12 protein-coding genes and 1 pseudogene are annotated in these 19253 nt (G+C 43.1%); 4 read left to right on the top strand and 9 right to left on the bottom strand.

The window, feature by feature from the left end:
* Positions 1-194: 194 nt before the first annotated feature.
* Both G7074_RS08990 and G7074_RS08985 read right to left on the bottom strand, forming a co-directional pair.
* Positions 195-1202 (bottom strand): FecR family protein, encoded by a 1008-nt coding sequence (locus G7074_RS08990; protein WP_166208060.1) that lies wholly within the window; start codon positions 1200-1202, stop codon positions 195-197.
* Positions 1203-1278: 76 nt separating this feature from the next.
* A complete protein-coding gene (locus G7074_RS08985; RefSeq protein ID WP_124560995.1) occupies positions 1279-1836 on the bottom strand; it encodes an RNA polymerase sigma factor in 558 nt (185 codons plus the stop codon).
* A 238-nt stretch (positions 1837-2074) separates the two neighbouring features.
* On the opposite strand from G7074_RS08985, the gene G7074_RS08980 reads away from it, so the two are divergent.
* Both G7074_RS08980 and G7074_RS08975 read left to right on the top strand, forming a co-directional pair.
* Positions 2075-2437 carry a nuclear transport factor 2 family protein gene (locus tag G7074_RS08980; protein ID WP_124560994.1) on the top strand — a complete coding sequence of 121 codons (363 nt, stop codon included), beginning with the start codon at positions 2075-2077 and terminating at the stop codon, positions 2435-2437.
* Positions 2438-2652: 215 nt separating this feature from the next.
* Positions 2653-3552 (top strand): hypothetical protein, encoded by a 900-nt coding sequence (locus G7074_RS08975; RefSeq protein WP_124560993.1) that lies wholly within the window; start codon positions 2653-2655, stop codon positions 3550-3552.
* A gap of 357 nt (positions 3553-3909) precedes the next feature.
* On the opposite strand, the pseudogene G7074_RS08970 reads toward G7074_RS08975, so the two are convergent.
* The 3 genes and pseudogenes from G7074_RS08970 to G7074_RS08960 all read right to left on the bottom strand — a co-directional run bounded on the left by G7074_RS08970 (position 3910) and on the right by G7074_RS08960 (position 7069).
* Positions 3910-5162: pseudogene (locus G7074_RS08970) on the bottom strand (DUF2264 domain-containing protein).
* 8 nt (positions 5163-5170) lie between these two features.
* The gene (locus tag G7074_RS08965; protein ID WP_124560991.1) at positions 5171-6367 is read right to left on the bottom strand and encodes a glycoside hydrolase family 88 protein; all 1197 of its coding nucleotides are present in this window, start codon (positions 6365-6367) and stop codon (positions 5171-5173) included.
* A gap of 486 nt (positions 6368-6853) precedes the next feature.
* Positions 6854-7069, bottom strand: coding sequence for a hypothetical protein (locus tag G7074_RS08960; RefSeq protein WP_166208057.1), 216 nt, complete (start codon positions 7067-7069; stop codon positions 6854-6856).
* Positions 7070-7434: 365 nt separating this feature from the next.
* Here G7074_RS08960 and G7074_RS08955 point away from each other — a divergent pair, with 365 nt between their 5' ends.
* Both G7074_RS08955 and G7074_RS08950 read left to right on the top strand, forming a co-directional pair.
* A complete protein-coding gene (locus G7074_RS08955; RefSeq protein ID WP_166208054.1) occupies positions 7435-8271 on the top strand; it encodes a two-component regulator propeller domain-containing protein in 837 nt (278 codons plus the stop codon).
* The gene (locus tag G7074_RS08950) at positions 8262-11492 is read left to right on the top strand and encodes a response regulator (protein WP_166208051.1); all 3231 of its coding nucleotides are present in this window, start codon (positions 8262-8264) and stop codon (positions 11490-11492) included. Before G7074_RS08955 ends, G7074_RS08950 begins: the two co-directional genes overlap by 10 nt.
* 442 nt (positions 11493-11934) lie before the next feature.
* On the opposite strand, the gene G7074_RS08945 is transcribed toward G7074_RS08950, so the two are convergent.
* The 4 genes from G7074_RS08945 to G7074_RS08930 form a co-directional block, all read right to left on the bottom strand.
* Positions 11935-14181, bottom strand: a complete 2247-nt coding sequence (locus G7074_RS08945; RefSeq protein WP_124560988.1) for a hypothetical protein — start codon at positions 14179-14181, stop codon at positions 11935-11937.
* Between the two features lie 101 nt (positions 14182-14282).
* A complete protein-coding gene (locus G7074_RS08940) occupies positions 14283-16022 on the bottom strand; it encodes an alkaline phosphatase family protein (RefSeq protein WP_124560987.1) in 1740 nt (579 codons plus the stop codon).
* Positions 16023-16052: 30 nt separating this feature from the next.
* Positions 16053-17504: a M60 family metallopeptidase gene (locus G7074_RS08935; RefSeq protein ID WP_166208048.1), complete on the bottom strand. Its 1452-nt coding sequence runs from the start codon at positions 17502-17504 to the stop codon at positions 16053-16055.
* An 8-nt stretch (positions 17505-17512) separates the two neighbouring features.
* Complete coding sequence (locus G7074_RS08930; RefSeq protein WP_124560985.1) at positions 17513-19240, bottom strand: alkaline phosphatase family protein; 1728 nt, start codon at positions 19238-19240, stop codon at positions 17513-17515.
* Positions 19241-19253: the final 13 nt, after the last annotated feature.

The raw sequence follows: 19253 nt of genomic DNA, 5'->3' as shown, positions 1-19253 counted from the left end.
ATGGCATTTTGGGCATAGTCTGATCTTCAATCAGTACGATAAGCCCCTTGCCCGGTTTAAAGCATGGTGGAGTGCTGTTGGCCTGTAGGGCAGTTTGGTGGTTAGTAAGTGTAACAGTTTCTCATAATCAATTTTGGTTATTATACGTTAAAATTGCGCAGAGAAACCATGCATAGTCTCCCCGCTATTTTTTATCACCGGGTAATAATATATTCGTTATCGTTTGGCCTAATCAGTTTAAGCCCGTTCACTTTCACAATATTCTCCAGAATATGCTGTATGGAATCAGACTGATCAAAACTGCCAATGTAATACATCTTTTCAAAATCGTCGTTGGCGTACTGTATGTGTACGTTATAGGTACTGGCCAACTGATCGAAAACATCCGATAGGTTCACTTTATCAAATACAAGCAGGTGTTGCTGTTGTTTAGTCATTTTCGCCTGCTTACGGCTTAAATCAAACGAAGTCTTTAATTTGTTATAGGTAAGCTTATCGCCCGGATATAAATAATAGCTCCGTTTGTTGGTTTCAGCCTTTCCATGCTGTTTTACAACTACTTTTCCTTCAAACAGTTCTACTATCGTTTTGGGAGCGGTTGGTACTGCAATTACCTTAAAGCGGGTGCCCAATGCGGTAGTAGCCAGCTGACCGCTGTACACGGTAAAGGGTTTCGTTTTATCTTTTGCTACCCTGAATAAGGCCTCGCCCTCCAGTAAAATATCGCGTTTATTGTGCTGAAAGGGTTCATCGTATGCTATTTTTGCCCCTGCCGCCAATTCTATAATCGAGCCATCGGGCATTTTAACTACTTTAACTTTAGAGCTGCTGTTGTTTATTGTTTTATGCACAAAGGTAGCCACTACCTGTTGCTGCGACTGCCGTATTAAGGTATCGCGTGTAAAATATGCCGCGGCAAAAACAACCAGGGCTGCAACAACAGTAGCAGCAATGCCGTACTTTAAAACCGAAAGTCTCCTGCTCCTTTGCGTAATGGTATGCAACTTAATTTCCTGCCATATCTCTTCCCAAAAAGATTCTGTTTTATCGTTATGTGTTATTGCTGCATTCCATTCGCTTACGTTTAAATACTTATCCAGTACGGCCGGATGGGCATTTAAGTAGCCTGCAACAGCCTGCGCTTCTGCAGGGCTGCACTGCTCCATGAAAAATTTCGCTATAAGTTCTTCAGTTACGGGCATTATATCAATTTGTTATAGGGTAATACGCAGCAAAAGCAGAAAGTCCTCCGCGGTTTGTTCTTTTTTTTGAAAAAAATTATTTTAACATTAAAATAAGCAGAAACAGGGGAAGCGGGAAATCGCTGCGAAGCTTTCTAAGCGCTTTGGCCAAATGGTTATCTACCGCTTTTTCTGTAATCCCCAATTTGGCCGCTACCTCTTTGTAACTGTAGCCTTCCAGCTTATGCAGCTCAAATACCTTTTTGCGCAGTTCGGGCATTTCATTCAGAATTTGCAGCATGCGGCGCTTCGTATCAAACTCCATCGATTGGTAATTGGGTTCGCCCTGTGCCTCGCCAGTGGTTTCGATACTCACCTGGCTGGCCTTTTGTTTATTGGCTTTTCTAATGTAATCAATCAACACGGTACGGGCAATGTGAAACAACTGCTGATCGAGCGAATAATCACTGTTTAAAGTGCTACGATACTGCCAGAGTTTTAAAAAGGTGGTTTGCAGTAAATCTTTTGCATCCTCTGCCGAGGCGGTACGGCGTAAGAAATAATAATAGCCTTTGCTTCGCCATTTTTTATAGGCTTGCTCAAAGGCATCTTCATCCCCGCGTTTTATATCCGAAATCAGGCTTAAAGGGTTCACTGGTTTATTAGTTCAATGGTTCATTTGGGAGGTATGGTTGATAGGCAATGGTTCATAAGCCTTTAGGAGATCATATCCATTTTCCATGCTCCATTTTACCTCATACGATGTTATCTAAAGGTACAATTTATATCTTATTTATTGCAAACACCTGCTATTATTGGTTTTTAAGCTTGCTGCTGTGGCGAAACAATTTGCCGGCCTCAACTGTCTGAATAATATCCAAAAACATAAAATTATGACCACACAAGAAGTTGCTGACCAACTGGTACAGCTATGCCGTGAAGGTAAAAACGATCAGGCCATCGACGAACTTTACGCCGATGATATTGTAAGCCGCGAGCCCAAAGGTTCGCCCATGGAACTTACCGAAGGTAAAGCCGCTGTAAAGGATAAAACCCTGCGTTGGGAAGAAAGCGTACAGGAAATCCACAGCGCTACCTGCACCGACCCTATAGTTGCCGAACATCATTTTTCGATCGTAATGGATATCGATGCCACTTATAAGGAACATGGCCGGATGAAAATGAGCGAAATAGCTGTTTACGAAGTAAAAGATGGTAAAATTGTAGCCGATGAATTCTTTTACCGAATGGGGTAAGGGGAGAAACGGTTACAAAATGGCGTACTTTATAAACAGAAGGAAACATTAGTGAAAAGATGTTTCCTTTTTTTATATGGGATAAAGTAACACTGAGACATGCCCTTTTTTATTATTTATCTTTTCTTTGATCAATTCAAAAGACTTTGTAATTCATTAAAGAAGTAGCCAATTGGACTGTTGCTACTCTTGTGGATATTATATACCTTCAAAAAATGAAACGCTCATCATTCGTCGTACTAATATTATTATGCTTTTTGATTATAAACTGTACTTCACCTATAGTGCAATCATTCCGGAAAATACAAGCTTCCTTAGAACAATCGAATGAAAGTTTTGTAGCATTAAATAAAAAACAATTAACAGAGATTCGCGATTATGGTGTAGAAGCACTTTCAAGGCAAGCCGATTCTATATTCTTTGCCAGTGAAAACCTTAATGATTTGATAGATGAGTACAAAACCCAAATAATCAATCTTGATTTGACGGGGTATGATGTAAATACTGGTTACAAAGTTATTGCTACCCCTGATTTTATCAAAGGAGCTTTGATATCTGCTACATCAACACTTGTTAAAAAGTGTGCTAAAGTTCATATCTACCCTCCGAAAAAGAAACGTTTAGATAGTCTTACTTTTAATTTTACTCAGATTAATTCAGATACGACTTATTTTACAAAGCATTTTAAGGGGATACTTTCTGCAAATGTATTGGTAGCGTTGGCCCGTTTGCAATTGGAAAGTTCTGAAATAACTCATTTATGCTTACAGTCAATTTCTCAACCATTAAAAGAAGCCTTCCCTGTATATAAGGAAGGTAAAAATGTACTGCTAATGAAATACTTTTCTGATGAAATAACACCAATACTTTGGGAATGTACGGACGAACCAAAGGTTGGGCGTTTGCCTACCCGATTAAAGATGATTTTGAGTATAAACGAGAACGGACAGGTAAAAGACGTAATATTTCCGGAAGAAAATCTTTCCATTACTTGTAAACAGTTAGTCAAAAGGAAGCTGTTAACCATGGAGTGCTGGGAGGCACCTCAAATTTTGGGCAAACCCATTAAAACAAAATATACCTGTAATATCAGTTGTTTAAATTGGAATTACTAATTGCACGAATATAAATGTCTGACACAAAACAAATCTATAAACAACTTAAGAGTAATAAGGAGTTGATTGTAGAGGTGTGAGCTTTCCCGAAGGGTTTCTGGCTGTGATCTCCTATGCCGGATAGCAGGGTGCAGAGAAACCCAATCCGTCATGCTGAATTTATTTCAGCATCTCTCAAATGTACATTAGTTAAGAAAAGAGCCTAAAAACACCCGTCCGACCGACCGGACGGAAGTTCAGGGTGGCGCCGATGTGGGCACCATCGTTAATGAGCGGCGATTGAAGCCTGCTAAAACACATAAGGTTAGTTCTTTCCGTAAAAGGATGAACTAACCTTATTGCAATAACTTGTATATTTTAATAATCTACATGATAATCTTTCGGGAAGGGTTTTGCTGCCCAGGCCTTTTTTGCGGTCCAGTCTGCCGCGGGTGCAGCCCAAAACTCATCGCTGGCCGGTAATCCCAACGGCAGGAACGAGAGCGTAGCCATATACAAACTACCTGTAGAGGTATAGTAGTCGGCAATCTCAGGGTCGTGACCACAGAAGCCCAGTTGTAACCAGCCTTTGGCATCGAATGTACCAGGTATATCGTATAAATTCTGTTTCACTTTGGTTAGTGCCGAACGTACCTGTGCCGGTTTAATGGTATCGGGTAGTTTATGCATTAAAGCAACCTGACTTAAAGCCTGGAAAGCCCCTGTGCGGTAAGTAATGGAACGGCCAATGGGGGGTAAGTGCCTTCGGGCGAAATCATCCGCTCCTGCCCTACCACATAACGCTGCATGCGTTTTAAAGCTAGGTCGTAACGCTCTTGTTTTACCAGTTTGTTATCCAGCATAATGGCCAAAGTATCAACCATCATCGGGTGAATTACGAAAGAGTTATAATAATCAAAAGTCAGGTTTGGCCCATCGCCATACCAACCATCGCCTTTGTACCAGCCGGTAAGCGCATCTACGCCTTCGTTCAGACGGGCTTCATCGTGTTGCTCGCCAATAGAGAGTAAAAAGGCTTCCGTAATAGAACCAAACAGTAACCAGTTATTTTTAAAAGGTTTGCGGTTACGCAACGATTTAAAAGCGGCCACAATGGCCTGCTTAGTTTCGGCTTTTAATGGTTCCCATATGGCTTTTGGTGCCCTTAAAAAGGTTTGAGCCAGATAGGCTGCATCTACAATGGGCTGATAATCTTTAGTAAAATTCAGTTTATCGGGACTGTTGGGCGCAAAGCAATTATCTAAACCCTGAACGGCCTGCAAACGTAGTTTTTTCCTTAAAATACCTTCTGCAGTTTCATCGTCGGGCAGGGCCAGCCAGGGTGCAATACCCGCGTAAGTACGGCCTACTGCTTCGAGGTACGATACTGTAGGAGAGCGCGAATCGAATTTGGGCGCGGTAATTAAAGGCATGTTTTTAACCAGGGTTCCGTTGGCCAGATTGGAAACCACCGGACTGGCAATTTTATATAAAAGTTTGTACCAGTATTCGCGGTCGTTTTTTAAGCGTGCGGGAGTCTCCTTGGCTGTAGCCGAGAGTACTGTTTTAGGATTAACTATTCCGAATACTCCGGTTAAGGATAAGGCTCCTATAAATTTTCTTCTTTCCATATTGTGGGTTATAAATACCAGTTTTTATAGCGCATCAGCGCCTCAAGATAGTAATAATCGGCGTAGCTTAATGGCACATCGATTTCTGATTTAAGCGGCAGTGCCCCGGTGCTGTGCATAAGCAGGAACCCCCCATTTTGGCCCGGTTTGGCACTGTAAGCTTCCGAAGAAAGTGAAACAATCATTTTGCGTGCTTCGCCCACAAATAATTTTTGCTCGCTTTTGCTGCTGTACTGACCCAGTTCTAATAAAGCCGAGGCAATAACGGCTGCGGCCGAGGCATCGCGATAAGTATTCGGGATTCCCGGAGCGTTAAAATCCCAGTAAGGAACCTGATCAGCAGGCATATTGGGGTTATTGATAATGAAACGGGCAATGTTTTTGGCCTGCTCTAAATAGCGTTTGTTTTTGGTAAAACGGTACATCATGGCGTAACCATACAGGGCCCAACCCTGCCCACGGCTCCAGGCCGACTCGTCTGATGCACCCTGGGCAGTTCCTTTTTTCAATACTTTACCGGTGGTCATGTCGTAATCAACCACATGGTATGAACTGTAATCGGAGCGGAAATGGTTTTTCAACGAAGTATCGGCATGGTGAATGGCAATTTCCTTGTATTTCGGATCGCCGCCATGATCTGTTACCCAGGCCAGGAGCTCTAGGTTCATCAGGTTATCGATAATTACAGGACCTTTCCATTGTTTATTGCTATTCCACGACTGGATCACTTTTGCCTGAGGGCGGTAACGTGTAACCAGTGAAGCTGCTGCTGTATCGATAGTAGGTTTGTACTCGGCCTTGCCGGTAATACGGTAAGCATTGCCAAAGCTGCAGAACATCATAAAACCTAAATCGTGATTTCCGGTATAGTGCTTTTCTTTTTCGAGTATGGCGAGGCGTTTTTCGGCTTCTTTCAGGGTTGCCTGGTCGTTGGTGTATTCGTAAATGTAAAGGAGTGAGCCTGGATAAAAGCCACTGCACCACCATTGTGTATCGCTGGTTTCGAGCCGGTTACTTTTGGCATAAAAAGTTTTCGGCATGCGGTTGTCGGGCGTGTTTTTAGCCAGAAGCTGATATTGTTTTTGCGCAAATTTAAACTGCTTATCAATCAGGCTTCTCATCGCTTCCTTCTCATCAGCAGCTTGCTGGGCAGGGGCCATTGCCACCGAAGCCAGTAAACAGATGCTGAACAGTATTCTCTTCATAGTTTAGGTATATTTTAATTAATGTTAAGCCCGGGGTGCAGGCTTTTTATATTGGTTCTGGCAAAATTGTGCTTTTGCAGGTTCAAAAAAGACGAAAATCCTAAGGGATGGGGTAGAAAATTCTAAAGTGATGGGTGCTTTGGTAACGTTTTGGATATACCTGGATCGTCATTCCTTTCTCGCTTTGTCATGTTGAGCGCAGCGAAGTATCTCTCCTGGGTTAGTCGGAACTGCGAGGTGATCGTCATTCCCGCACCTGTAGGTCGCAATCTTATTCTATACAGTAATGCTGAATTTATTTCAGCATCTCTCAATTGTTTGCGTTAGTTAAAGAGAGACCCTGAAACGAGTTCAGGGTGACGATAACGGGACTACCCATGCGCTAATCTTAAAACACCACCTTTATCACACTATTCGTATTCCCTTCAACAGGTTTCAATTCTCCATCAAATACGATTTTCAGGCATTCTTTATTCTGTTTCCAGTTTAGGGGGCATCAGTATCGGCCATCATTACGGCCTTAATTTCGAGCATGGCCGTGTTTAACGATTTAATAATCAGTTCGCCATTAAGGGCTTCTTTTAAATGGATTTGCAGTTCATCGTGCTTACCCGAATAAAAAATAATAGGTTCGAGCATTCTGATGTCGACAGCGTTTTTTAAAGGATTTGAAAGAGAATTATTTGTGTTTTGGGACGGCATATGCTGAGGGTTATTTAGAATGGAAAATGACCATCCTGGTTAAATGATGGTGTAAGGGGGCTAAGTTGCCGGCTTATAAGTGGGCACAACGGGTGGCCCACTTATCCCGGCTATTGATCAACTAACTCTTTTCTTGTTTGGTATGGCTGCGTTGTTTTTGGCAGGCTAAGCCACTGGCCAATAAGTTGCAACCATTTGTATTGATCAAATTTGGTGTATTATCCATGAAAAAAAGACGAAGATTCTAAAAGAAAGGGTAGAAAAATCCGTAATATCGTGCTAAAATCCTTCGATAACACTCAGGAAAGCAATCATCTTCCTATATTTATTGGATAGCTAACTAACTTGAACCTACAAAATTGAATATGAGATGTGATAAGCCTGTTAGGCTGTTGCTTGGCCTGTTAATTTCCCTTACTTTTTTTTCGGCAAGGGGCCAGCTTGCTGTTTCTTTTTCAAACCTCACAGTCGAAAATGGCCTGTCGCAAAATTCGGTAATGGCCATTGCCCAGGATAGTACGGGTTTTATGTGGTTTGGCACGCGCCAGGGCCTTAACCGTTACGATGGCTATCGCTTTAAAATTTATAAAAACGAAGTTAAAAACCCAGCCAGTATTTCGGGCGGAGAAGTTACTTCGCTGTTAACCGATGCCAAAGGGGTGCTGTGGGTAGGTACCACCAGTGGATTAAACCGGTACCAAACCCCGAACGATTCCTTTTTGCGGATCAAAGGCCTGAGCAGCAACAATGTGGAGGCCATTTACCAGGATCGGGATAAAAATGTCTGGGTAGGCACTTTAAACGGATTAAATTTACTGGTAAACCGCGAGCAAAACCAATTCAAAACTTTTCGTTTCAGTACAAAGGCTGGCGATCCGGTAAACAGTATTTACAGCATCTGCCAGGATAAAAACGGTAATCTTTGGATAGGAACGGGAAACGGAATAGTGCTGGCGAGCCTGCGTAATGGCAAGTTTCAATATAAAAAAGTAAGCTTTCCATCTCCTCTGCCTTCTAATTATATTACAATTATAGCAGCCGATGTAAAAGGGAATATTTGGATGGGTACCAGCAACGGCCTGTGTAAGTTTGATGTGTTGCATAACAGCCTGCGGGTTTTTCAACACGACAATCGAAACCCTAATTCGATTATCCATAGCGACATTAGGGAAATTATGGAGCATAAGGGCTTTTGTGGGTAGGCACACAAGATGGCCTGAGTATCCTGAATCCTGAGGAGGAAACTTTTACCAGTTATCAGCACGATCCGGAAATTGCGAGTACCATTAGCCACAATTCTATTCATAACATTTTTGCCGATAAAAATCAGAACGTTTGGATTGGGACTTACTTTGGCGGGGTTAATATGGTATCGCCCATTGCTACCCGGTTTAAAGTTTACCGCAACAGCAGGTTTATGCCCAGCATTAGTGGCAATGTGCTGAGCTCGGTACTCGAAGACGCCCAGCACAACCTGTGGATAGCTACTGAGGGTGGCGGACTGAATTATTACAACCGCAAAACCAAGACTTTTAAGAACTATAAAAGTAATTCTACCGATTCGCTGAGCATCAGTTCGAACCTGATTAAGATCATGAAGAAGGAAGGCCCCAACAGCGATAAAATTATTATCGGTGCACACCGCGGAGGACTGAACATTTTTGATCCAAAAACGGGTAAGGCGCAGCACATTAAAAATGTACGCGATGCGTTAGGGGCAGTGGGTACTGCCGAAATTCTGGCGCTCGAAGTAGACCGGCGCGGTACCATCTGGATTGGTTCGCAAAACGGATTATCGACCCTGACCAGAAAAAGCGGCAAATACCCAACACATACTACCAAGAGTATTTTAAACCGTTACCTGCTCAAAAAAATTATCCTCAATATATTTGAAGACAGTCGCGGCGACCTTTGGATTTGTACCAACACCGGCCTGTACCAGTACAACATTAAAACAGGGGTACTGACGGTTTTCCATAAAAACGAGGGCAAAAGCAATAAACTGCAATCTGATTACATTAACTGCATTACCGAAAACAGTGCGGGCGAAATGCTGATCGGAACTTACTTTGGTGGCTTGAGCATTTATAACCCTAAAACCAAAACATTTAAAACCTTTCAGGAAAAGAACGGGCTGATTAACAACAATGTACTGGGGATAGTTGAAGATGCCAGCCATAATTTATGGCTAAGTACAGCCAATGGCCTTTCTGAACTGAACCCCGCAACGGGCAGGTTTAGGAATTATACCAAAAGCGACGGGTTGGCGGGTAATGAGTTTAATGCACGGTCTTATTTTATCGATAGCCGGGGCGAGATATTTATGGGCGGTATAAATGGCCTCACTTCTTTTTATCCCCGCGAAATTGAGCTGAACAACTATGCTTCGCCACTGATTTTTACGGGCCTGAAATTGTTTAACCAGTATGTAAGCGAAAAGGATGGAAAACTGGCCGAAGAAATTAATACGGGCCAAAGGCTTACTTTTAACCACGACCAGAATAATTTTACCATCGAGTTTGCGCTGCTTAACTTTGTAAAACCCGATAAGAACAAATACGCCTATTTTTTAGAAGGTTTTGATCGTGGGTGGAACGATATGGCCACACCCAGTGCCAGCTACACCAATTTACCTGCCGGTAATTACCGTTTTATGGTTAGGGGTACCAATAACGATGGCATTCCGGGAGCTGAGGTGGCTACCATTCAAATTAGGGTGCGGCCAGCCTTTTGGGCCAGCTGGTGGGCTTATTTGTTTTACCTTTTGCTGTTTTTGGCCATGCTTTTTCTCATTGTGCGTTACCTCTTTGTGCGGGCATTGTTAAAAAGAACAGAGGATGTACAGCGGGTAAAGCTCAGGTTTTTTACGCATGTGTCGCACGAAATCAGAACGCCGCTTACACTGATATTAGGTCCGCTGGAAAACCTGCTTAAGAGCACTAAAGACCTGCCGGTGATTAATAACCAGATTTTGCCGATTAAGCGCAATGCCGATCGTTTAATGCAACTGGTAACCGAACTGATGGATTTCAGGAAAACAGAAACAGGCAACCTGAAACTGCAACCACAGCAACAGGACGTGGTACTGTTTTTACGCGAAATTTTCAATGCTTTTGAACAGCTGGCCGAAAGCCGCAATATTGCATATCATTTCGAATCGGATGGGCAACCAATAGCCATCTGGTTTGATAAATTACAGATGGAGAAAGTGTGTTTTAACCTGCTTTCGAATGCCTTTAAATTTACCCGCGATAAGGGCTCCATTAGTGTAAGCATTAAAGAAAGCAAAAATGAAGTACAGATTGAGGTACGCGATAATGGAATCGGGATTCCGGAAAGCAGTACCAGCAAACTTTTTAGCGATTTTTTCCAGGTAAATAGTCCGGGTTTTGTACACATTGGTTCGGGTATTGGCCTGGCCTTATCTAAGAGCATTGTAACCGCGCATAACGGCGAGCTGTTAATGGCCAGCATTCCGGAAAGTGATGCACAGGCTGGTAATACCTGTTTTACGGTAATTTTGAAAAAAGACGGTAGCTGGGTGGAGCAGCTTGAGCCTTATGAACCGGCTGCCGACGGACAGGAAAGCACTACCTATGTGGTACCTATGCCGGTGCCCGATGTTGCAGTGGGTACATTGAGCCCGAAACAGACTTTTAAGGAGACGATTTTACTGGTAGAAGATAATCCAGAAATCAGACAGTTGCTGCGTAATACTGTGGGGCTAAACTACCAGATTTTAGAAGCCGAAAACGGACAGCTGGGTTGGGAGCTGGCCAGCGAGCAGTTACCTGATCTGGTGATTTGCGATGTAATGATGCCGGTAATGAACGGACTTGATTTATGCCGCAAGCTTAAAACCGACGAGCGTACGGCACATATCCCCGTGATTTTGTTAACCGCCCGGGTGTCGCAATCGCAGCAGGTAGATGGGCTCGAAACCGGAGCCGACAGCTACATTACCAAACCTTTCAGTATTGAACTGATGTTGCTGAATGTGCGCAATTTGCTGCAGTCGCGGGCTAACATGCGCCGCAAGTTTGGCGAGCAGGCTAATCTGGATCCGCAGGATGTCACCATTAATGTGGTTGACCATAAATTTATGCTTAAGATTACCAAATGCATTGAAGAGCGCTTAAGCGATCAGCATTTTGGCGTGCAGGAACTGGCCCGCGAAATAGGTATGAGTCAGCCGGTGTTGTATAAGAAAATAAGGGCCATTACCGATTTATCGGTTAACGATTTTGTGAAATCGATCCGCTTAAAAAAGGCCGCAGTTTTATTGGAAGGCAGGGTTTATAATGTTTCGGAAGTGGCGCATTTGGTAGGCTTTAACGATCCGAAGTATTTTAGCCGTGAGTATAAGAAACAGTTTGGTTATACACCTAAGGTTTATTTGAGTAATCAGAAGGGGAAGGAGTAGGTTTGGGTAGTAGGGTGCAGAAAAACCCAATCCGTCATGCTGAATTTATTTCAGCATCTCTCAATTGTTTGTCTTACTTAAGAAGAGATCCTGAAACAAGTTCAGGGGTGACGGCTATGCAAGGGGTGTCCGGATCAAAGGAGCGCACCACCTTTACCCCGCAATCGTCTTTCCCATTCGCTAATCGTAATTCCCGCGTATGCGGGAATCTTAATGCTTTAGCTAGTGTAGGCACAGGCTTTCCTCCGCTCACCGCCGCGGGCTCTTACTTTTCTCTTGATAGAAAAGGAGAAATCTTAACACCGTTCAAAAAAAAGAGGCTGCTCTCTTGAAGTGAACCCCAAAAGTTAGACAAAAACTTTTTGGGGCACATCATCTTTTACTGGAGAACAGCCTCTTTTGCAATTTGTTTAGAAGCCACTAGGGGCTCATTCTTTAGTTTCTAATTAATGGTGCTGGATTTCATTATCCGGATTTTGTTGTTTCCCTGATCCGCGATGAGGAAACTACCTGCATGTGCATTGTATTTTATAGCCCAGGGCAGGTTAAATCTGGCAATGGCAGCGGGGCCATCAACATTTCCTGCAGTACCTGTAACTGCATTAACGCCTGTTATACTATCATCAGTACCTGATCCGGCTAGTAAACCGAATATTGAATTCGTAGTTACTTCACTTGTTACTCTTGCTATAGAATGTGCTTTCTCACTACAAACAAAAATTACTCCGGCAGGACTAATGAATATTCCGGAAGGGTCGTTAAAATTGGTGGTTTTTGTTTGTTTTAATACGGTTCTGGCACCTGATGAAACCGTAACTCTGAAGAGATAACTTTCAGTAGATCCAAAGGTATTTCCGAATGAACCTAAGTAAAGTGATGTTTTACTAGGATTTAGCGCAATTGCATTTGGCGCATATATGGTTGCTGTACCAAGTGTGCTAACGGTATTGGTACTTAATGCTATTTTGCGAATCCTGCCGACTGATGTGCTGGCCGATAAATCTGACAGGTATAATGCACCACCTGCCTCATCTAAATCAATCCCGCTAGGATTAGTAAATGTAGCTGCTGTTCCAACTGCATCTGCAGTACCTGCTGCCCCGCTACCTGCAATGGTAGTTACAACGGCGGTCATGTTGGTTGGATTAATGGTTATTTTTCTTACTTTATTGCCCGAATATTCGGTTACATACAACTCGGTTCCAGCCTGGTTAATTACCATACCTTTTGGTTTGTTAAATGTAGCCGCTGTTCCGGTCCCGTCAACGCTACTTGCTGTAGCACTTCCGGCTAAAACAGTGGTATTCCCATTTCTGCTTACGCGTATTATGCGGTTGTTATTCTGATCGCAAATGTAAATGTTGCCCCGCTTATCGTTGGCTACATCGGTTGGAGCATTTAAAGTAATTCCGTTGTTTAATGTAAGCGAACTCACCATCAAAGTTGTAAGTACAGGCTCCGGATATGCGGCGGTTTTAACGGTTAAGGGTAAACTAACCTGTTTAGCTGCCGAACCGGTGTTTGTTGCAGTAATGGCATTGGAAGCAAAATAGGTATCGTTAAGCACTTCAAATTTCATATCACCCGAAAAACGGACGCGGACACTCAGCTTTCCGTTCTCGTCGGTAACGGCTGTTGTATCTAATTTAAATGCAGTTTCGCCCGTGATTTTTGAACTTACGTTAACCGTTACGCCGGGTAAAATCTGATTGTTTGACTGATCGTAGACCAGCACATCCACAGGTGCTTTTGGGGTAAGTTTTTTAGATCGCAAAGTTATGCTCCGGTTTTGGGCATAGGCCATGCGCGTAATTGCAGAATCGGGGGAGAAGAACGCTGGATCGGTTGTTTTAATTTTTACCTCACCCTCATAAGGAGCATTCAAAATTAATTTTCCATTACTGCCCGTTGTGCCTGTCAGGCCAATAGCTTTGAAATCAGTTTCACCGGTTAATTTTTGGAGTACAACAATATCAATACCGGGCAACAATGTGCTATTGTCTTTATCTAACACCGTAACCTCTAAAGGTACAGTTGTTGGTTTAAGCTTTGCAGTTAAATTAACAGTCTCCCCCCTTACATTTTTAAGTGCTGTTTTTAGGGTGTCAGGAAAGTACTTCATGGTATCGCCCACGATTACCCTTACCGCATTTGGATAAGGTAACGAAACGATCAACTGTCCGTTAGTGCCTGCATGTTCCAAACCTCCGGTGGAAGTATAAGTGTCGGCTCCGGGTGCTTTGGTATCAATTAACATGGGGAAATTGGAAATACCAGCATTAAGCTCGTCTTTAACGGCTATGTTTAATGGCGCCATACCATACTTAGGTGTAGTATGCAAAACCACATTTGCAGCACTGTTAAAATAAAGCGCTTGCTCACCTTTGTGATAATATGTGGTATCTACTTCAACTTTAATATTATTGGGATAGGGTAATTTGGTGCTTATTTGACCATCTTTATCTGTTCGGATGGTATCTACCTGCGTATATACCCCCGATGCCTCGGTTTGGCGACTGATAATAACTTTAACTCCTGCCACAGGCAACTGGTCATCGTCATTAATCACTTTTACGGCTAAGGTTTCCTTTTGGGTAGTTGTATTGTTAAAAGCTTCGTTTGCAAACTTTTTACAGGCAGCAAAGCACAAAGCAATACCCAGGATTATAATATAGTATTTGTGTTTCATCTATATATTTTTTAGTAGTGGTGAACCGGTTTACCCAAAGAAGGGACGATTCACCACTTAGTTTTTGATTTGAAATCTATTTCTAATCGTTGTTCGCGCTATTATTTATAAAACTCTACCTCATACAGTTTCAACCACGATTTTCCGTTCAGTTTCCAGGAGTCGTTTATGTTTACCCCAAACCAATAGATAATCTGCGAAGCGATATCTGAATTGGACACTGCCATAATGGTATTGCCTGATGGAGCAGTTGCATTACAGATTGATTTCTCGAAGGCTGTCCATGAGCCGCCGTTGCCTCCTAAAATCAGGTCTTTGCCTACAGCTGCAGGAGTCTGATTGAGCAATTTGGTGCCATTTACCTGTTTACATGGCCAATAGCCAATTAAACTTGCATAGCTGGCATCGGTGGTTTTTATCCCATCACTGCAGGTAAAGTTTTTAATTTCATCATCTGAAAGCGCTTTATTGTAAATGGCAATATCGTTTACGGCATAAGAAGAGGTGCTTACAGCCGAGTTAATGTTACCTAGAATCAAATCATAAGGTACTGTACCAATATTACGGCCGGTAATATCTACCGCGGCTCCAGGTACCCCATCTACATAAAGGACCGCCATTCTTTTGCCGGCATCTGTATAAATTTTTAACGTAACGGCATACCACTTATTGAGATCGAAATTAGCGGGTGCATATACATAAATTAGTGTAGAACTGTTATAACCCATTACTACCCTGAATCTACGAGTTGCTGTTGCACTCAGTTCTACCATAAATTCCCAGCCATTTACCGTGCCATAAGAAGTATTTAATTTAGACAGGATTACCGCATGGGCATTTGCACCACCTGTTGATTTTACTTGCACTTTTAGCTGCATGGTTTTATCGCCCGTAGTTCCTATATCGTAAAGCGCTGCATTGGCAGAAGCCAGTACTGCTTTTACGTCTGTAACGGCTTTAGCCGCCGGAAATAAAAAGCCATCGGTTAAAGGCACATTATCAATTTCTACTTTCTTAAAAGCGGGGTGATAATAAATGTTAAACGAGTTGCGCTCGCGTTCGGTTTGGCTGGTAAAGCCTTTGTTATAGCCGCCGTGGTTAGAAGTAATAACCACCAGCCACTCTTCATTGTTATAGGTTTTACGGGCTTTAACAGCTTCCAGTAATTTGCCAATATAGGTATCAACCTGTGTTACGGCAGCTTTATATTCGGGCACATCGGCCGAGTAACCGTATTTCAATCCGGCCTGGTTTACCTGGTTAAAATTTACCACAATCAAATCGGCTTTGTTGATGCCAATTTTCTTCACGGCGGTATCGGCTGCGGCAGCATCGTTGTTTACAGCAATTGGCTCATCGGCATAAAGCAGCAAACGATCTACCAGGGTTTTCCATGGTGAAATGGCTACCGAATAACGCATTTTTGGGGTGGCCTGCAAGCGTTCAATTAACGATGGATATTCTACAACAGCATCGTGTTCGCTGGCACTTTCGGGTACGATAAAAGTGCTGTCCTGTATTTTGTGGATGGTGGCAATACCTGTCATGATATTTTTCCAGGTACCTGCATCGCTCACAGGTGCATCGCTCCTGCTCTGCCACGAATACTTACTGTTGGGTAGTATGGAAGCGATAACAGGCGGCATAATTTTTTTCATGTCTTCGCCGGTTGTGCCATCGATACCAATTAGCAAAACCTTTCTTTTCTTTACCGAAACAATTTCCTGTTTCTCGAAAACGGCCGGTGGATCGTAATATTTTTTACAACCAAAAATAACGGCACACAGCAGCAGAATAGCAAGCGTACTGTATTTTTTTAAACTAAACGGATAATTCTTCATTGTTGGTTTATTTTATGTTTTTTGGATGAATTAACTTGGATCTGATAACCAAACCGCCTCTGTTAACAAGGGATATTTGGCTAAAATTTTAGCTTTGGAAACGGCACTTACCGTAATGCCCCATTTGGTTAAAAAAGGCTCCATATCGGTTTTGGTAAATTCGGATAAACGTTCGTAAAAGAAATCGATCTTATCCTGGTTGCTCGATGAGGTAAACCGGGCATGGCGTGCTTCGGTGGTTAAGTAGGTAATAAACTCAAAACCGTAGCGCTCCATTAACTGGATAAACATGCCCAATTTGGCATCTTCTGATGCATTGGCGTAAGATTTGGTGCCGGTAGGACTCACAAAAGCCAGCGCAGCAGTCATTAACCGCTTGTAATTGCTGTGTTTGTAGCCATGGTATTTGGTTACTTTGAGCGAGAAAATGTTGTTTGATACTTCTCCATTGCCATCAAAGTTCCAGGTATTGTTCATCTGCATATTGTGCCCAAGCTCGTGGTAAGTACCCCAGTTTTGGCCAATAACGCCACTCAGGGTTACCGCCTGCTGAAAATAGTTGTCGTTGGCCATCGCTACTACCGGGTAGCCGCTATGTTGTGCACCCACTGATGGTTGAATATCGTGTACAATGCGCCATGGCAACATTGGGTTTAAGTCGCGGGCATCGGCGGCATTTTCTGATAAGCCATACCATTCCCAGTAGCAGTGCAGAATCTGCTCATCCCAGGTTTGCATTAAAGCGGTTGGGCTGGCAATCGGGAATTTGGCTAAACGCGATAGCGGTAAAGTAAAAATGATCCGCTTGCCACGCAGCTCGAAAAAGGGCACGGTAGTTTTGGCAATCATGGCCTTCCATTCCTCATCGGTAGTTTGGCCCAGTACAAAATCGGGCGATTTAACCGTTCCGGTAAAAGTGAATTCTACCTTGCGGCCCAGTGCCCTTGGTGGGATAATGTAAACCTGACCACCATACAGGTTACGGATAAGGTTTTTGCCCGGTGCCAGGGTATGGCGGCTGTAAATAACCGGTGCCCTGAGTTTGGTTTGCAGGCTGGTCAGGTCATCATCCCAGGCACCAATCTGCGCAGTCATACCATATTCTCCGGAAGGAACATCGACCTGAATCAGCTCGCCAGCGGGAGCGTACATCCCCGTGCTAAACCAGCCTTGCGGCGGTACTGAAATTCTTAAATTGGCATTGTTTGCGTATACAAAATCGAAATCGAGTGTTACTTTGGTGTTTTTTAGCCGCAGCTCGGTAATGGATACCAAACCCGGGAAAACCCTGGCCAGATTAAACTGCGAGCGGTCTATCTTGTATTTGGAAGTATCGAGTTCCTGATTGCCAAAGGTATCTATTACCTCTGTTTTACTATAGCCATCTTCGAAAGCGTAGCCGTAATCTTTTTTGCAGGCCTGTGTAAGCAGCAAAAGCGCAGCACAAGCAGAAGTTAAAACTGTTATATGTTTACTTTTCATGGCCTTGGTTATTTTAAAATATTATTGTAAATAGGCGTCCAAACTTTCCCATCGAGGTTAAAGCCAGTTGCATTGATGTTTAGCCAACCCAGAATAAACCTCGGTATATCAATACCCCTTGGAACTTTTTGATAAAGTTCGGGGGTTGGTTTGATGCAAAATTTACTGTCGTAATCTTCGAAGTTTATCCACTGCGGGCTTTTCTGAAAAACAAAATCGTTTTTCGATTTACTGTAATCTTTTACTAAAGTGCCGGCACCATTTAGGGATGGCCAATAACCGATTAGGTTATTATAGTTTGGATGTCGGCTATCTAAATCTACCTGACAGGCAAAATCTTTAATGATAGCATCGGGAACAGCCGCATTAAAAATCCTGACGTCGGTTATAAACTGTGTTGCACTATTACCATAACCAGAACGGTAGCCTGCCACTAAAGGCTCGCTGTTGTTCGCATTTCTACCGGTTATTACTGTAGCTGGCCCAACCGGATCGCCATCCTGGTAGAGCTGCACATACCTGACTGTACCCACGAAATAGACCTTAAACCCAATATTGTACCAGGTATTAACTTCCATAGCTTTGGTTGTAGGGGTAGCTATTGCTGCCGAAGCCAGACCACCCAGGCGCCAGGTACCGTTCGATCCGTTGTGGATAATCCACCAGCCGGTAGTAGCGTTGGCAGGGCTCGATGTTTTAAAGAAAATGGGTGCATTGAGTGTGCCGAAAGCCTGCACTTTTAACTTAAATTCTACAGTATATTCTCCGGTGGTACCAAAATTGTATGCGTTCGATTTGACTGCATCAACGCTGGCAAGCGTATCGCCACTTAGTTTACCATAACTTCCATAATAGGGAAGGGAATTTAGGTTGGTAGGTTTGTTGTAAATGGTCGATTTGAAAATAGGATTATACAGAATCACAAAGCTGTTTAACAAGGGCTTACTGTACAGGGTTTGATCCATTAAAGCAGGAATAACCGGATAATTTCCGCCTTTGTTGGAGGCAATAACAATAAGCCAGTTTTCTTTGCTAAAACTGGCGCGGGCCTTAATGGCATTATTTAGCTCACCAATATAGGTGTCAATATTGGTGATGGCTGCGGCATACTGAGGCACGCTGGCATCGTAGCCATATTGTGCACCGGCTTTATCTACACCCTGAAACTCGGCCAGTACCACTGCGGCATCGTTATTGGCCAGCTCGGTTAAGGTGGCTGTTTTTACGGCCTCATCGGTAGCAAAAGTGCTGTTTACATCGGCATTGCTAATGAGCTTACTGCTTAAGCTTTGCGAAATGCTAAATGCAGCTGTTCTTAACGCAGTGTTATCTTTAACACGTTTAAAAAACATAGGGTAATCAGTGAGTTTGTTGTTCGCAAAATCTTCGCTAATCACCTTATGCTTGGTTTTATCATAGCCCGTAAGCATATCTGCCCATGAAGTGGAATTTAAGCCATTTTCATCCGATACGGAATTGATGGTAAACATGCCAGTCTTAATCATGCGCGAGAGGTTGGGCGTAGGCGATTTGAAAATAGATTCGCCACGTGCACCATCAACAATTATGTACAATACTTTTTGCTTTTGGGCATCCGCTACCTCGCCGCCGGTATTGTTAGAGAAGTCTTTTTTATCGGCCAGTTCTTTATTGCAAGAAAAAACTGCCACTAAGGCCACTATTAAAAGGGCTGCCAGTGGGTAGCTAAATGCCGGCTTTTTTATTTTATTTTTCATTGTAAGCTATTTG

Origin of the sequence: Pedobacter sp. HDW13, assembly GCF_011303555.1 — a bacterium.
Classification (GTDB): domain Bacteria; phylum Bacteroidota; class Bacteroidia; order Sphingobacteriales; family Sphingobacteriaceae; genus Pedobacter.
The sequence above is the reverse complement of the archived record's forward strand: the minus strand, read 5'-3'. Positions and strand labels throughout refer to the sequence as shown.

Coding starts and splice junctions, on each gene's coding strand:
- G7074_RS08980 (WP_124560994.1), top strand. CDS start 2,075: ATGACCACACAAGAAGTTGCTGACCAACTGGTACAGCTATGCCGTGAA.
- G7074_RS08955 (WP_166208054.1), top strand. CDS start 7,435: ATGAGATGTGATAAGCCTGTTAGGCTGTTGCTTGGCCTGTTAATTTCC.
- G7074_RS08930 (WP_124560985.1), bottom strand. CDS start 19,240: ATGAAAAATAAAATAAAAAAGCCGGCATTTAGCTACCCACTGGCAGCC.
- G7074_RS08990 (WP_166208060.1), bottom strand. CDS start 1,202: ATGCCCGTAACTGAAGAACTTATAGCGAAATTTTTCATGGAGCAGTGC.
- G7074_RS08975 (WP_124560993.1), top strand. CDS start 2,653: ATGAAACGCTCATCATTCGTCGTACTAATATTATTATGCTTTTTGATT.
- G7074_RS08965 (WP_124560991.1), bottom strand. CDS start 6,367: ATGAAGAGAATACTGTTCAGCATCTGTTTACTGGCTTCGGTGGCAATG.
- G7074_RS08945 (WP_124560988.1), bottom strand. CDS start 14,181: ATGAAACACAAATACTATATTATAATCCTGGGTATTGCTTTGTGCTTT.
- G7074_RS08940 (WP_124560987.1), bottom strand. CDS start 16,022: ATGAAGAATTATCCGTTTAGTTTAAAAAAATACAGTACGCTTGCTATT.
- G7074_RS08935 (WP_166208048.1), bottom strand. CDS start 17,504: ATGAAAAGTAAACATATAACAGTTTTAACTTCTGCTTGTGCTGCGCTT.
- G7074_RS08960 (WP_166208057.1), bottom strand. CDS start 7,069: ATGCCGTCCCAAAACACAAATAATTCTCTTTCAAATCCTTTAAAAAAC.